At 37.5% G+C, this 14,189-nt stretch carries 14 protein-coding genes; 2 read left to right on the forward strand and 12 right to left on the reverse strand.

Annotated features, from left to right (window positions below):
• Positions 1 to 143: 143 nt before the first annotated feature.
• Together JG537_RS06590 and JG537_RS06595 are read left to right on the forward strand one after the other, a co-directional pair.
• Positions 144 to 590: an NUDIX hydrolase gene (locus JG537_RS06590; protein WP_199544432.1), complete on the forward strand. Its 447-nt coding sequence runs from the start codon at positions 144 to 146 to the stop codon at positions 588 to 590.
• A gap of 71 nt (positions 591 to 661) precedes the next feature.
• Positions 662 to 964 (forward strand): DUF1827 family protein, encoded by a 303-nt coding sequence (locus JG537_RS06595; protein ID WP_132869679.1) that lies wholly within the window; start codon positions 662 to 664, stop codon positions 962 to 964.
• An 87-nt stretch (positions 965 to 1,051) separates the two neighbouring features.
• On the opposite strand, the gene ileS is transcribed toward JG537_RS06595, so the two are convergent.
• From ileS to JG537_RS06655, 12 genes are all read right to left on the reverse strand, one after another.
• On the reverse strand, positions 1,052 to 3,850 hold the full coding sequence (gene ileS / locus JG537_RS06600; protein WP_199544434.1) for an isoleucine--tRNA ligase: 2,799 nt from the start codon (positions 3,848 to 3,850) through the stop codon (positions 1,052 to 1,054).
• A gap of 324 nt (positions 3,851 to 4,174) precedes the next feature.
• Positions 4,175 to 4,930, reverse strand: coding sequence for a DivIVA domain-containing protein (locus tag JG537_RS06605; protein WP_199544435.1), 756 nt, complete (start codon positions 4,928 to 4,930; stop codon positions 4,175 to 4,177).
• A gap of 10 nt (positions 4,931 to 4,940) precedes the next feature.
• Positions 4,941 to 5,726: a YlmH family RNA-binding protein gene (locus JG537_RS06610; RefSeq protein ID WP_199544438.1), complete on the reverse strand. Its 786-nt coding sequence runs from the start codon at positions 5,724 to 5,726 to the stop codon at positions 4,941 to 4,943.
• Entirely contained in the window at positions 5,723 to 5,980 is a 258-nt protein-coding gene (locus tag JG537_RS06615) for a YggT family protein (RefSeq protein WP_132869290.1), read from the reverse strand. The genes JG537_RS06610 and JG537_RS06615 overlap by 4 nt, the downstream gene beginning before the upstream one ends.
• Positions 5,981 to 5,983: 3 nt before the next feature.
• Positions 5,984 to 6,592 carry a cell division protein SepF gene (locus JG537_RS06620; protein ID WP_132869289.1) on the reverse strand — a complete coding sequence of 203 codons (609 nt, stop codon included), beginning with the start codon at positions 6,590 to 6,592 and terminating at the stop codon, positions 5,984 to 5,986.
• A gap of 12 nt (positions 6,593 to 6,604) precedes the next feature.
• Positions 6,605 to 7,279, reverse strand: coding sequence for a YggS family pyridoxal phosphate-dependent enzyme (locus JG537_RS06625; RefSeq protein ID WP_199544440.1), 675 nt, complete (start codon positions 7,277 to 7,279; stop codon positions 6,605 to 6,607).
• On the reverse strand, positions 7,279 to 8,604 hold the full coding sequence (gene ftsZ, locus JG537_RS06630) for a cell division protein FtsZ (protein ID WP_132869287.1): 1,326 nt from the start codon (positions 8,602 to 8,604) through the stop codon (positions 7,279 to 7,281). Before ftsZ ends, JG537_RS06625 begins: the two co-directional genes overlap by 1 nt.
• Positions 8,605 to 8,624: 20 nt before the next feature.
• Positions 8,625 to 9,992: a cell division protein FtsA gene (gene ftsA, locus JG537_RS06635; protein WP_199544442.1), complete on the reverse strand. Its 1,368-nt coding sequence runs from the start codon at positions 9,990 to 9,992 to the stop codon at positions 8,625 to 8,627.
• Between the two features lie 135 nt (positions 9,993 to 10,127).
• Positions 10,128 to 11,333: a cell division protein FtsQ/DivIB gene (locus JG537_RS06640; RefSeq protein WP_199544444.1), complete on the reverse strand. Its 1,206-nt coding sequence runs from the start codon at positions 11,331 to 11,333 to the stop codon at positions 10,128 to 10,130.
• Positions 11,334 to 12,410 (reverse strand): UDP-N-acetylglucosamine--N-acetylmuramyl-(pentapeptide) pyrophosphoryl-undecaprenol N-acetylglucosamine transferase, encoded by a 1,077-nt coding sequence (locus tag JG537_RS06645; protein WP_199544446.1) that lies wholly within the window; start codon positions 12,408 to 12,410, stop codon positions 11,334 to 11,336.
• Between the two features lie 2 nt (positions 12,411 to 12,412).
• Positions 12,413 to 13,768: a UDP-N-acetylmuramoyl-L-alanine--D-glutamate ligase gene (gene murD / locus JG537_RS06650; RefSeq protein ID WP_199544448.1), complete on the reverse strand. Its 1,356-nt coding sequence runs from the start codon at positions 13,766 to 13,768 to the stop codon at positions 12,413 to 12,415.
• Between the two features lie 142 nt (positions 13,769 to 13,910).
• Complete coding sequence (locus tag JG537_RS06655; protein ID WP_199544450.1) at positions 13,911 to 14,183, reverse strand: DUF3165 family protein; 273 nt, start codon at positions 14,181 to 14,183, stop codon at positions 13,911 to 13,913.
• Positions 14,184 to 14,189: the final 6 nt, after the last annotated feature.

The following is a 14,189-nucleotide window of genomic DNA, read 5'->3' on the forward strand; positions in this document are numbered from 1 at the left end:
AAAATCAAAATATTCCGACAATTTTCTAGCAAAAGACAACTTTTTTTAGTATAATAACAACAATAGCCACTCTTACAAATCTACTTTAGAGATTAATCATTCCATCTCCACTCATTCGGACACTTGTTTTATAGGAGAATATTATGTCAAATCCAACTTTTGGTGAAAAACTTGATAATGTTGAATACAAGGCACGCTATGGAGTGTATGCTATCATTCCAAATGCGACTAAAGACCAAATCATTTTAGTTCAAGCCCCTAACGGCTCTTGGTTCCTACCAGGTGGAGAAATCGAGGCAGGTGAGGATCATTTTTCAGCTTTAAAACGAGAATTAATTGAAGAACTAGGCTTCTCTGCTGAACTAGGTTATTATTACGGACAAGCTGATGAGTACTTCTACTCACGCCACCGTGATACTTATTTTTATAATCCAGCTTACATTTATGAAGTAACTCATTTTGAAAAACTTGGTGACCCACTTGAAGATTTTAACAATTTAGCTTGGTTTTCAATCGATGATGCTATTGTAAAATTAAAACGAGGCAGCCATAAATGGGGCGTTGATGCTTGGAAAAAAAATCATCATTAAAATTTCATATTCTAAGTTTTTCACCTAAAATAGTGTTATAATAATGGTAGAAAGTTCATAGGAGGAAATTTATGAGGTTAATCAACACAACAAGTAGTCATTCCGAGCTAGTCCGTAACCAGCTTCGTAACACGGACGCTAAACTCGTTGAGACCTACTCTGCAGGAAATACCGATGTTGTTTTCACACAAGCACCAAGTCACTACGAGCTGTTGATTTCAAACAAGTATCGTGCTATTAAAGACAGTGAAATTGAAGCCATTCGAGAATTTTTCCTCAAACGCAAAATTGACAAGTCAACCGTTCAATTAGATCAATTAAAAACACTACATACTGCTAATCTAATTGAAATTTCCTTCCCAACAGCTCTTTAATCAGGTTCTCGTAACCTGATTTTTTATTTTCTTCGCATACAAAAACGAACTCAATATGAGTTCGTTTTTGTAATGCAAATTATGATCTTATTTTGCTTTAACTTCAAAACCTTCTACAACTGCTTCTGGGAAGTTTGCTTCAACGATTTCAGCACAGTGGTCACAAATTGTAACACCATATGAACGTTCTTTAGCTGTTGGATCAACGCGACGACAACGATCACAAACTTGTCCTTCAGCATGCGCTACTGTAAAGGCTACACCATCAAAGGCTACGGCATCAGCTGGTGCTGCTTCATCAGTAACAGTCAATTGTGATACAATCAACAATTGAGCAATGTCACTGTCAAGCGCTGTTAGAAGAGTTTTCACTTCTTCACTAGCATAAATTGTCAAGTGAGCTTCTAATGATTTACCGATAACTTTAGCGTTACGAGCTTCTTCCAATGCTTTTTGAGCTTGGTTACGAAGTGTCATGAAGGCATCCCATTCTTCAAGAATATTGTCTTGACCTTCAAAGACTTCAGCATCTGGTAATTCAGACAATTGAACAAATTCTTCTGGTTCAAATTCAAGATATGACCAGATTTCTTCAGCTGTGTGAGGAAGAATTGGTGTCAACAATTTAGTGATTTTAACCAAGATATCGTAGAAGACTGTTTGCATTTGACGACGAGCAAGGTTATCTGCTGCTTCAATGTAGACAACATCTTTGGCAAAATCAAGATAGAAGGCTGACAAATCAACTGTGATGAAGTTAACAACTGCTTTGTAGATAGCCATGAAATCATAGTCTTCATAAGCTTTACGAATTGTTGCTACCAATTGGTTGAATTTAACAGTCATGTATTTATCAACTGAGCGCAAATCTTCGTAGGCAACAGCATCTTTATTTGGATTGAAATCTGTTGTGTTAGCAATCAAGAAACGAAGTGTGTTACGGATTTTACGGTAAGTTTCTGAAACTTGACCAAGAATTTCCATAGAAACACGAACGTCAGCGTCAGTATCCACTGAAGCTACCCACAAACGAAGGATTTCAGCACCGTATTGTTTAGCAACGTCGTTTGGTGAAATGATGTTACCTTTTGATTTAGACATTTTTTCACCTTTACCATCAAGAACGAATCCTTGAGAAAGCACTGCTTTGTAAGGAGCATGTCCATTGACAGCAACTGAAGTGATCAATGATGAGTTAAACCAACCACGGTATTGGTCAGAACCTTCAAGGTAAAGATCTGCTGGATATTCCAAACCTTCACGAGCATTCATAACACCGTTCCATGAAGAACCTGAATCGAACCATACGTCCATGATATCAGTTTCTTTAGTGAATTCACCATTTGGTGAACCTGGGTGAGTGAATCCTTCTGGAAGAAGATCTTTAGCATCACGTTCCCACCATACGATTGAACCAAATTCTTCGAACAAGTCAGCAACGTGGTCAGTAACTTCTTTAGTCATGATTGCTGTACCATCTTCAGCGTAGAAGATTGGAAGTGGAACACCCCATGCACGTTGACGTGAGATAACCCAGTCACCACGGTCACGAATCATGTTGTAAAGACGAGTACGACCCCATTCTGGATAGAAGGTTGTACGATCAATTTCATCAAGGATATCTTGACGGAATTTAGAAACAGATGCAAACCATTGTGGAACTGCACGCCAGATGATAGGTTTTTTTGTACGCCAGTCAAATGGGTATGAGTGAGTGATAACTTCGCTAGCAAGCAAAAGATTACCAAGTTTTTCTTTAACAGTTGGAACTACTTTATCATAGAATTGACCTTGGAATTCAGGGCCAGCATTTTCCATCATGATACCGCGTTCATCAACAGTAACGGCAACTTCAAGATTGTATTTAACACCTACGTTATAGTCATCTTCACCAAAACCAGGAGCAGTGTGGACAACACCAGTACCTGAATCAAGTGTAACGTGATCACCCAAGATAACAAGTTCATCTACTTCTGTATCCCATGGGTGTTCTGTAACGATGTATTCAAGTTCAGTACCTTTATGTTTTGCTACTACTTCAAATGATTCCCAACCGAATTTTTCAGCAAGACTATCCAAAAGTGCTTCAGCAACCACAAATTTACGATCATCGTTAGCAGGTTTAACAACAACATAATCCATATCAGGACCAACAGTCAAACCACGTGAAGCTGTTACTGTAAATGGAGTTGTTGTCCAAACAACGATGTATGTATCAGTATCAAGAACACCTTTACCATCTTTAACTTTGTTAGCATAATAAAGTGATGTTGAATCAATATCGTGATATTCAATTTCTGCTTCGGCAAGGGCAGATTCAGATGACCATGACCAGTAGACAGGTTTTGCACCACGGTAGATGTATCCTTTATCAGCCATTGCACCAAATACGCGGATTTGTGCAGCTTCATATGCAGGAATAAGTGTTACATATGGATTTTCCCAATCCGCAGACACACCAAGACGTTTGAAGTCTTCACGTTGTTTATCTACTTGGCTAAGAGCGTATTCACGACACATTTCAAGGTATTCAGTCAAAGGAATTTCTTTGCGTTTTACACCTTTTTTAGCCAATACTTGTTCAATTGGAAGTCCATGTGTATCCCAACCAGGAACATAAGGAGCACGGAAACCAGACATTGATTTTGAACGCACAATAATGTCTTTAGAAATTTTGTTCATGGCGTGACCAACGTGGATGTTACCATTAGCATATGGAGGTCCATCGTGGAGGTTAAATGAAGGTTTTCCTTCGTTTAGTTGTTGACGTTTAGCATAGATGTCTGCTTCTTCCCATTCCTTTTGCCATTTAGGCTCTTTATTTGGGAGTCCAGCACGCATTGGAAAAGCAGTTTTTCCAAGATTAAGCGTTTCTTTTAATTTCATGACTACTCCTTATAGTAAATAATATTCAACTGCCTATGATGAATCATCGACAGAAAAATGACAATTTTTAAATGGTAAAACAAAACGAGCTCTCGCCTCAATAAGGACGAAAGCTCGTGGTACCACCTTAGTTTAGAAATTTAGCTACACTAAATAATAGGGTAGAAATCTAAATTTCCCTCTGTAACTCGTAAGGTGAGTTTATCCCTTTTATCCTACTTTATTCAGATAAAATCTTAGAAAAGGATAATTGATATCCCAGTGATTGCAGACCTCGCACCATCGTCCGCTCGCTGTAAATATAGCATATCAATCGCGTTTTTCTTATTCTTCAATATTTAGTTTAAATGTTTGTGTTTCGTTAAGGTTGATGTCGTCATCATCAATAACAGGAAGTTTTTGTGTTTCTTCAAGGTGTTTATTTCCTGCTTCAACACGGCGTTGCAATTCTTCCATTTCTTCTGGAGTGAATTGACGTGTAGCATCCATTGACAATTCGTCATCAGTTTCAGGCATTTCTTCTTCCAAAACTTTTTCAACAACTTCACGGAAAGCTGCATCAGAATTTTGGAGGTAAACAGCAGTTGGTTGCAACAACTCTGCCCATTCTGGTGAATTTGTCAAACCAAGTTGGCCTTCGATAGCAGCAACCAAACGTTGATGGAAGACACGTGTTTGACGTTTCAAATCTTCAGTTTCAACCGCAACACGTTTAGCTTCATCAGTTGCATCACGCAAAATTTGGTTTGCTTTTGATTTTGCTTCATCAATAAGATGTTGCGCATCGTAATTTGCTTTGCTAACAAGATTAGCAGCTTCATCATTAGCTGAAGTTTTTACTTTTTCAGCAGTTTCTTGAGCAAGAATAACAGATTGGCTCAAAGATTCTTTCATTTCATCGAAGTAAGCAAGCTTATCTTCCAAATCTTTAATTCTGTTTTCTTGTTCATGGTTACGACGAACCAAATCTTCGTAATCATCTACAACGATATCAAGAAATTCATTAACTTCTTCTTCGTCATATCCACGAAATTTTAATTTAAATGTTTTATCTTTAATATCAAGTGCTGTAAGTGCCATTGATTTCTCCTTATTTGTGTATCATCTTATCTACGGTCAATTTATATTTCCCATTCTTGGTAAGCCCATTCTCACTTAGAATTGAAAAACGACCAAATCCTCTAACACTAATCAAATCTCCAACTTGAAGCATTTCTGAAGTTCTATCAAGTGTTTGATAATTAAGTTTTACCTTCTCAGCATTAATAAGCTGAATCGCTTGACTTCGCGAAAGCTTCAAAACTGTTGCTAGAACTTTATCCAAACGCATACTTGAAACCATGATATCAAGTTGATGTGATTCTTTTTCACCAGTAATCAAATGATCAAGTGAAACTTCTTTTAGGCTCACGCTCGCTTTAGCAATCTTAGTCACATTAGCTCTAAAATAATCAACCATACTTTTAGTGACTAAGAGCTGTGCGTAGCCAGTTTCAACTAAAATATCTCCAATAATCGTACGCTTAACTCCAAGCTTATTAAGTAAAGTTCCCATTATTTGAGCATGAGTCAATTGATTAAATTTTGAATTGTAATTCACTTCTAGCAGTGCTAATTCAAAATCTTCCAAATTCAACTCATAGTATTCAGGGGCAACTAGTATACGTGCGTACTCTGCAGGATAATAATCACTGGACACAAAGTATCGCAAACCTCGATTTCCAAAAACACTTTTAGCAATGTCAACTTGTCGAGGATTTAGAAAATCTGTTAATGAATAAGCGTATGTCTCTTCCACCCTCTGAGCAACATCATCCATTTTTTCAATGAACTCATACTCATCAGGTCTAAAATGTTGATAAATTCCTTTTTTCATCGAACTAATAACATAATGAGAATACGACTTAGTAGATTCAAGGCAATAACTGCAGCCCAAATCGTAAAGTCTAATCCCATAAATTGAAGATTTAAACGTTGGAAAGGTTTAATGACTGGTTCAACGACTTGAACCAGTAGACGACCCAAACCAGTGTTATAGGCGCCTGGGAACCACGATAGAAGCGCATACGCAATTAGCAGATAAGAGTAAAATTGAATGGTTTTTAATAGTACAATTAATACAAAAATCATATATTAGCGTCTCTTCATGTCAAAGTCGAATCCGACATCTTGTCCTGCATTTGGGATTGGAAGTTCCTCGAGATTGACGATGACATTTGATGGAGTCAACAAATACATTGAACTACCAACTTTTTGAAGACTTCCATAAAGAACTTTACTTGCACCATCAATAAAATCAAGACAACGACGTGCTTGTGCATCAAGCATATATTGGAAATCAATCAAAATACATTCATTAACAATCAATAAATCAACGATTTCTTGAGCATCCTCGTATTTACGTGGGTATTTCAAAGCAATAGTCGTTGTCGTTTGATTGTTACGAACTTGCAATTGTTCTTCACGACGTTGATTCAATGAATGAACGTGTTGATTTTCATCAACTGCTCGTCTTTGTTGAGGTTGTACGCGTTGGCGAACAGCTCCACCAGCCTGAACTTGTTGAGCACGTGCAGACGAATATTGCTGCTCTACTCTTCTAGGGGCTTGCTGTGGCTTTGCCTCAACTTGTTGTTGAATTCGAGGTTGCTGAACCTCTTCCTCAACAGTTTCTTCAACATCACTTACCTCATCAGTATCGAAATAAGAGATTAGTTTGTCAAATTTATCTTTAAAAGCCATGTTTTTCTCCCGTTATTTAAAGAATGATGAACCAATTCTGACAAAAGTTGCCCCATTGCGAATAGCAATTGGGAAATCACCACTCATCCCCATACTTAATTCTGTAAAAGGCATATGAGGTAATTGTCGTGCATGCAATTCTTGTCTAAGCTGATCGGCTTTTCCAAAAATGTCATCAATTTCACCTTCAGAGGCATTCTTAGGCGCCATCGTCATCAATCCTACAATTTCCACTTTATCAAAGTCAGAGATTTTGGCTAAAGCTTCATCAATTTCTGAAACTTTAAAGCCATGTTTGCTCTCTTCTTCGGAAATATTAATCTGTAGGAAGCATTTAATGGGATGCTCTGCTCTTTTCTGGATTTCAGCAGCTAATTTAACAGAATCTAAAGCGTGAAAGTAATCAACATAATTAATTACATTTTTTACTTTACGACGCTGAAGTGTACCAATCAGGTGCCATGTTAAATTTCTATCTTTTAACGCTTCATACTTATCCAGAAACATATCGACCCTATTTTCACCAATATGTTCAATACCTGTGTCAATAAGACGAGCAGCAACACCACTACCAACATACTTCGTCACAGCAATAATTTTGACACTTTCTTGTGAACGATTGGCTGCTTTTGTTGCTTGCGCAACCTGTTCAAAAACAAGGTCTTTATTTTTTTGAAAATCGGTCATTAACGATTTTTAAAGAATGGTGGTGTTTCAAGTTCATCATCAGCATCTTCGTTTGCTGTAAATGTTGACATAGTTAATTTACTATCTAACTCACCTTCAGTTGGACGTGCGATGTTATCGCGACGAAGATCCCAATTTCCAAATGAATTATCTTTTTGTTGTGATTGGTTAGCTGTTGGTTGTTGTGAAGCTGGCATTGCGTGGTTTTCGCTCATATCGTAGTCAAAGTTTGAACGACGTTCAAATGTTGTTTGACTAGGTTGTTGAGCACGTTCTGAAGCATATTGTGCGCCTGCTGCTTGTTGTGCATTGTTTTTAGCAAATGAACGAGTTGGTTGTGTACGGAAACCAGCTGCTTGTTCAGCACGATCTTGATGAACACCAGTAGCAACTACAGTTACGCGGATTTCATCTTTCATTGTGTCATCAATAGATGTACCAAGCCAAATGTTAACGCCTTTACCAGCTGCTTGACTGATGATTTCTGAAGCTTCTTCTGCTTCAGTAAGAGTCATATCAAGACCACCAGTTACGTTAACGATAACATCTTCAGCACCATCGATTGTTGTTTCAAGAAGTGGAGAGAAGATTGCTTTACGAGCTGCTTCAGTAATACGTTCTTCACCAGAACCAATACCGATACCCATAAGAGCATTACCTTTATTAGCCATAACTGTTTTAACATCGGCAAAGTCAAGGTTGATAAGACCTGGATTTGTAATCAAATCAGTGATACCTTGAACACCTTGACGAAGAACGTTATCAGCTTCGCTAAGAGCTTCAAGAAGTGGAGTTTTCTTATCAACGATTTCAAGAAGGTTGTTGTTTGAGATGATAAGTAATGTATCAACTTGTTCACGAAGTTCTTGAATACCTTCTGCTGCAAAGTTCCCACGTTTGTTACCTTCAAAACCGAATGGACGTGTTACAACTGCAACTGTAAGAGCTCCTAGACTTTTTGCGATACGTGCGATAACTGGTGCAGCACCTGTACCAGATCCACCACCCATACCAGCAGTGATGAAGACCATATCAGCACCTGTAAGAGCTTCTGTCAATACTTCTTCGCTTTCTTCGGCAGCTTTACGACCAACCTCAGGTTGTCCTCCAGCACCGAGTCCACGAGTTAATTTAGGGCCTAACTGAATAACAGTTTCAGCTTTTGAAGAGCTCAATGCTTGGATATCAGTGTTTGCTGCGATAAATTCAACACCAGCAACACCTTCATCAATCATACGGTTGATGGCGTTACCTCCGCCACCACCGACACCAATAACTTTAATAACTGCACCTTGTACTGATGCTGTGTCAAATGAAAATGCCATTTTTATTCCTCACTTATTGTTTAGTCAAACATACTTCCGAAAATACCACGAACACGTTCACTAAGTTTTGATTTTGGTTCTTCGTGTCTTTGTACAGGTTGAACTGGAGCTGGTTGTGGTACCATGTTTTCGTTAACTGGCACAGCTGGTTCATTATTGTACGCAACTCGTGGTTGTACTTGTAGCTGTGGTTCGAAATCAACTGGCTTACGACGAAGCAATTCTTCACCAGATACCGCACGTTGAGCAATAACATCAACTTCACTCATTGTACCAACGTATTCAACTAAGCTAATAACGTTAGCAAACATTGGGTTACGGATACCAACTTGATTTGGAACATGGAGTTTGACAGTTGTTCCAAAGATTTCTTGAGCAACTTCAACCACACCTGGCATAATTGCTCCACCACCAACAAGAATAATTCCTCCAGGTAGGTCAAGTAGACGTCCACGTTCTAAATCTTGTTTAACACGATCTAGAATGTGACGAACGCGTGCAGAAATGATTTCTGACAAGTAGCGTTCACTAACTGAAATTGGTGATTCACTACCAACAACATCAACTTGAACAGTTTCTGAAAGGCTTGCTTCTTCTAAGTTTGCTTGACCAAAGTTAAATTTAAGGGCTTCAGCAATTTCCATAGAAGTTTTCAAGACTTTTGAAATGTCTTTAGTGACATATTCGCCACCTTCCGGGTAGATGTTTGTGTATTGTAATTCTTGTGCTCGCATAGAGGCAACAGTTGTTTGACCACCACCCATATCAATCACAGTAGCACCAAATTCACGTTCACCTTCGTTAAGCACTGATTTTGCTAAAGCAAGTGGTGAAATAATAACATTTTCAACACTGATACCAGCACGTTCTACTGTTTTACGAAGGTTATGAAGAATTGTTGTTGGTCCAGTATAAATCAAACCACGCATTTCCAAGCGAATCCCCATCATACCACGTGGATCACGAATACCTTGGAAACCATCAACGATAAATTCTTCTGGAATCAAAGAGATAACTTCACGTTCTGGAGTGATACTCTTTGTTAATGCTGATTTAACGACGCTATCAACGTCTTCATCTTTAATTTCCTTTGATTCACTAGGAACCGGAATCATACCTTGAGTCGGTTCGATTTGAAGCAAGTTTGCAGGAAGACCAACATTAATCTTATCGATTGTCATTCCGGCTTTTTCTTCTGCTTGTTCAACCGCTGTTTTGATTGCTTCTGCAGCTGCTTCAATATCTATAATAATACCGTCTTTTACTCCCGTACTGGGAACGTTACTCACACCAATCACGTTCATTTCGCCAGAAACAAATTCTGCTACTAGAACTTTAATCGAGCTTGTTCCTATATCCAATCCTGTAAAAAAGCCATTTCTAGCCATTCACTCGACCTCACTATCTTTCCAATCATTTACTATTCTAAAATCTGCATAAAATCAGAATTATTCAGAAAATATTATATCATAAAAAAACGTAAAATGTTATCATTTTACGTTTTTTGTTATAGAAACTTAATTTTATTGTTGAGCGGCTTGTTCAGCGGCTGGATCGTTATCTGTCTGTTCTTCGTTAATCGCTTCAGATGCTTGATTCTCACCGTTTTCAGGCTCAGTAGATTCAGTTACCGTGGCATCCTCACTTGATTCCATTTGAGAGTTCTGCTCTTCATCAGTTTTGTCATCTGATTCCGGTTTATTCTCGTTTTTAGCTTTTTCTTTGTCTGCCGCAACAGATGCTTCGATAGACTCAGAAGTTGCATAAATTCCAACTTCCATATCGACGATACTATTTTCAGGCAAGCCATCCTTAATTTTTAGATAATAAGGCAATTTTTTAGCTAATTCAGACAAAGGAACACGGATAACATTTCCGTCATGCATCTCCAATTTTAGCAAATCTGATGTTGTCGCAGAATCAGCTGAACTAACAATTTGAATTTGATTAACCAAATCTTTGTCCAACTTTGAAAAAGCTTTGACTAGTTTTTGAATATCTTTTTCTGATGATAGATTAATCGTTAGGAAACTATCTGGTAATTCAGAAGCCCCTACAAGACCGATTCGTGTCCCGTTTTCAAGGATTGGTTGGTAACCATCGTCGGTCTGAGCATAGGCAATAATATTATACTCTTTGACATCTATGTTTAGCTTATTTGGAAAACGATAAGCAAAACTAGCACTTTTCACCATTTTATTTTTAGTGATGATATTCTTTTCATAAGCTGAATGGTGGAAAATCAATGAGAAGAGGTAATTAGATGGTTTGATTCCTGAGTCTTTAATAACTTCTTCTTGACTGATAGTAGACGCCCCTGTAACAGTAATGATTTTCTTTTTACTAAATGGCGTTACCAAAAAAATCGATACCAACAAAAGCACGGCTGAAGTGATGATAACTGGTAATGCATGGTGAATAGCTTTTTGAAGAGGTGTTCTTTCTTTTTTAGCATCAAGTTTTTGTAGTTTTTTAGCTTCCTTAACCTTTTTCTTATCTTCAGCACTTAATGCTTTATCTTCTGCTTTTTCAGCCTCAGCAGATTTTGCATCTTTTTTAGTTTTTGGTGTACGTTCTAAACGCAATTTTTCTTGGCGTTTTTTCTTTTCCGCTTTTTCAGCTTCCTTTTTCTTTAGAAACTCAATATTGCGTTTTTGCCATTCCGTCAAGGCCGATTTTTTTTCTGATTTATCTTTTTGACCTTTTTTAGGCTCTTTCTTTTTTGTCATTTAAATTCCTTTTGCAGTCTTAGAAATATCTTGCTTAAGCAGATTATAAAACTCTTCTTGTGACTTGATTTCAGTGGAATTTTTCATTTGTGTGTGATAGCTATTTTCTTGTTCAAAAAGTTGTGTTAACTCTTCTTCTAAATTTGAAAATGTTAGCTTGTCTTCAGAAAGTTGGCGAGCATAGCCTTTTTTCTCAAAATAAGCAGCATTTTCCAGCTGGTCTCCTCGACTAGCTTCTTTTCCAAGAGGCACAATCAAGTGTAATTTATTCATGGCAACCAACTCAAAAATAGTATTTGAACCACCGCGTGTCACAACAACATCTGCCATGTCCATCAAAGGCTGATAAAGGTCTGTGACATAATCAACTCGATAGAGATTTTGACTCAATCCGTTTAAACTTTTATCTCCTGAAATATTGATAACATTGTAATGTTCAACCAATTCAGGGGTATTTGTAATAAAGTCATTAAAAACACGTGCCCCCGCAGAACCACCGATGAAAAGAAGTGTTTTCAAGTCAGGGTTAAAGTGTTTTTTAATATCTTCAATTTTGCTTTCATCATAAGCAACTTTACTACCAACTTTTGTAATCGCACCAACATGTTTTGCTTTCACCAAGCCTTCAGCTTGTTCAAATGTTGTGTACATTGTCGTCGCAAATTTATAAGCGATTTTATTAGCAAGTCCCATTGATAAGTCAGATTCATGGACAAAAACAGGAACACCTAGTGTTTTCGCTGCAATAACTGGTGGGACTGACACAAAGCCACCTTTTGAAAAGAGGGCTTGTGGACGAATTTTAGCAATAATAGCAATTGATTGAAGAATACCAAATGAAACTTTAAACACATCAAGCATATTTTGCCATGAGAAATAACGTCTTAGTTTTCCTGTTGCAATAGAATGGAAAGTGACATCTAGACCTGATTTTTCAATTTGTTCATGCTCGATTCCGTGTTTATCACCGATATAGTGAACTTCCCAACCATCTTTGATGAATTTCGGGATAAGAATCAAATTCAAGGTAACATGACCTACGGTACCACCACCGGTAAAGACAATTTTCTTAGCCATGCTTATTCTCCTTTAATGGCTTCAAAAGTTGCGATGAATTCATCACCACGAACTTCAAAACTCTTGTACATATCCCAGCTTGCGTTAGCAGGACTTAGGAGAACGACATCTCCAGCTTCAGCTTTACCATAAGCAATACGAGCTGCATCAGCAACGTCTTTAGCATCAACATAAGGAACATTAGCTTTATCTGCTGCACGTTTCACACGAGGTGCCGATTCACCAAGAATAACCATTAATTTAACGCCAGTAATATCTGGAACAAGTCCATCAAATTCGTTTCCGCGATCAAGTCCACCAGCAATCAAGATAACTTTTGAATTATCAAAACCAGAAAGAGCTTTTTGAGTAGCTAGAATGTTAGTTGATTTAGAATCGTTATAGAATTTAATACCATTAACTTCACCAAGGGATTGAAGACGGTGTTTAACACCACCAAAGTGAGCTAATGTTTCCTTAATGGCATCATTTGCAATTCCTGACAATTTAGCTACTGCAATTGTTGCCAAAGCATTTTCAACATTGTGGCTACCAGGAACACCGATTTCAGATGCTTTCATGATAGCTTCATCTTTGAAATACAAAGTATCACCATCTAGGTAAGCACCGTCAACTTTCTCAGTTGTAGAGAATGGGACAACTTGTGCTGCTGTTTTTTGTGCTAATTCTTTTGCCAAATCTTGGTTAAAGTTAAGTACCAAATAATCTTCTGCTGTCATATTCTTTTGAATATTCCATTTTGCAGCAACATATTCTTCAAAGCTACCATGGTAGTCAATATGTGTTGGCATAAGGTTTGTAATAACAGCCATGTGTGGGTGGAAAGTATCTGTTCCCATCAATTGGAAAGAAGATAATTCCATAACCAAAGTGTCTTTATCTGTAGCAGTCTGTGCCACTTCAGAAGCAGGAAAACCAATATTTCCTGAAAGAAGACCTGATTTACCACCATTATTAAGTGTTTCAGCAATCATAGTTGTTGTTGTTGTTTTTCCATTTGAACCTGTAATCCCAATAATTGGAGCATCAGAAATCATATAGGCTAATTCAACTTCTGTGATGACTGGAATATTTTTTTCAATCGCACGAGCTACCATCGGATTGTCGTAACGAATACCTGGGTTTTTAACCATTAATTCGAAATTTTCATCCAAAAGTTCCAATGGGTGGCTACCGCAAATAACTTTAATTCCTTCTTCAAGAAGTGATTGTGCAGCTGGATTTTCATCAAATGGTTTACCATCATTAACGGTGACAATGGCACCCAATTTTTCAAGGAGTCGCGCTGCAGCTTCTCCAGATTTTGCTAAACCAAGAACTAAGACTTTTTTATTTTCAAATGTTTCAATTTTTTTCATAATATATCCATTCTAACATTGCAAATATAATATTATTCTACCTTTATTTAAGGCGTTTTTCAATCATTCTACGGCATTTAAGACAATCTTAGTGTCGCAATGTCTGATAGAGTGTTTATGACAAAAAAAGCTGAGTAAATACTCAGCCTCTTTCGCTATATTGCTCTTTTTCATTTTTCTTAACAGGTAAGCGATAGACGTCCCTTAATGCGAAAAATCCCAAGGCAACCATAGCAAGTGCAAGAAAAATTTCTGGTGGTGATTGCATGATTCTAACAAAGCTCATTACCGCTAATACAAGTAGCATAGCTACTAAGCCAACCAAGCCAATCATTCCAAGAGTATTACGAACTGTTTTAGGAGCCATGAAAATATAATATGAAATAATTAAGATTGCAATAATTAAATAAAACATTTCATG

This window comes from Streptococcus vicugnae, from assembly GCF_016461705.1.
Taxonomy (GTDB): Bacteria; Bacillota; Bacilli; order Lactobacillales; family Streptococcaceae; genus Streptococcus; species Streptococcus vicugnae.

Bases quoted from the DNA above. Each gene is read 5' to 3' on its own strand.
- ftsZ (WP_132869287.1), bottom strand. From the start codon at position 8,604: ATGGCATTTTCATTTGACACAGCATCAGTACAAGGTGCAGTTATTAAA.
- JG537_RS06605 (WP_199544435.1), bottom strand. From the start codon at position 4,930: ATGGCACTTACAGCACTTGATATTAAAGATAAAACATTTAAATTAAAA.
- ftsA (WP_199544442.1), bottom strand. From the start codon at position 9,992: ATGGCTAGAAATGGCTTTTTTACAGGATTGGATATAGGAACAAGCTCG.
- JG537_RS06625 (WP_199544440.1), bottom strand. From the start codon at position 7,279: ATGACCGATTTTCAAAAAAATAAAGACCTTGTTTTTGAACAGGTTGCG.
- JG537_RS06590 (WP_199544432.1), top strand. From the start codon at position 144: ATGTCAAATCCAACTTTTGGTGAAAAACTTGATAATGTTGAATACAAG.
- murD (WP_199544448.1), bottom strand. From the start codon at position 13,768: ATGAAAAAAATTGAAACATTTGAAAATAAAAAAGTCTTAGTTCTTGGT.
- ileS (WP_199544434.1), bottom strand. From the start codon at position 3,850: ATGAAATTAAAAGAAACGCTTAATCTTGGAAAAACTGCTTTTCCAATG.
- JG537_RS06645 (WP_199544446.1), bottom strand. From the start codon at position 12,410: ATGGCTAAGAAAATTGTCTTTACCGGTGGTGGTACCGTAGGTCATGTT.
- JG537_RS06655 (WP_199544450.1), bottom strand. From the start codon at position 14,183: ATGTTTTATTTAATTATTGCAATCTTAATTATTTCATATTATATTTTC.
- JG537_RS06615 (WP_132869290.1), bottom strand. From the start codon at position 5,980: ATGATTTTTGTATTAATTGTACTATTAAAAACCATTCAATTTTACTCT.
- JG537_RS06595 (WP_132869679.1), top strand. From the start codon at position 662: ATGAGGTTAATCAACACAACAAGTAGTCATTCCGAGCTAGTCCGTAAC.
- JG537_RS06610 (WP_199544438.1), bottom strand. From the start codon at position 5,726: ATGAAAAAAGGAATTTATCAACATTTTAGACCTGATGAGTATGAGTTC.
- JG537_RS06620 (WP_132869289.1), bottom strand. From the start codon at position 6,592: ATGGCTTTTAAAGATAAATTTGACAAACTAATCTCTTATTTCGATACT.
- JG537_RS06640 (WP_199544444.1), bottom strand. From the start codon at position 11,333: ATGACAAAAAAGAAAGAGCCTAAAAAAGGTCAAAAAGATAAATCAGAA.